This window comes from Micromonospora sp. DT4 (genome assembly GCF_049841675.1).
In the GTDB taxonomy this organism is placed as follows: Bacteria; Actinomycetota; Actinomycetes; order Mycobacteriales; family Micromonosporaceae; genus Micromonospora.
On record NZ_JBNCKT010000428.1, the window covers coordinates 1 to 369 of the forward strand.

A 369-nucleotide genomic window follows, 5' to 3' on the forward strand; every position below is an offset into this window, starting at 1 on the left:
CGAGCGCGAAGCCGCCCGACGCATCAACGCCGAACGACTTCTCACTGCGTAGCCGTCCAGTTACCCGACAGTCTCTTGGACGTGCTCAGCAGGCCGGCGACCGCGCAGCCACCAGTAGACGCTGGCCGCGTCGTACCGCCAGGCACCCTGCTCACGGCCGGCGTGATTGAGCTGGCGTGCGAATGCGGCGTGCGCGTTCCCGTAGCCGGCGGCGGTCAGCAGCCCATCGAACGCTGCATTCGTCACCGGTCGTGCCATCTTCAGCCTCCAGCCATCATGCAACTACCAACAGTGATATTGACCCGTAACCCAAATGGTTTGTGATCGTTTGGGGTGTATGGGCGTTACGGTGCGGGACGCGCGTCGGCT

The 369-nt window shown here is 64.2% G+C and carries 1 protein-coding gene; it reads right to left on the reverse strand.

What is annotated here, in order from left to right:
• Positions 1-60: 60 nt before the first annotated feature.
• Entirely contained in the window at positions 61-246 is a 186-nt protein-coding gene (locus ACLQ24_RS30435) for a hypothetical protein (protein ID WP_425895173.1), read from the reverse strand.
• Positions 247-369 lie beyond the last annotated feature (123 nt).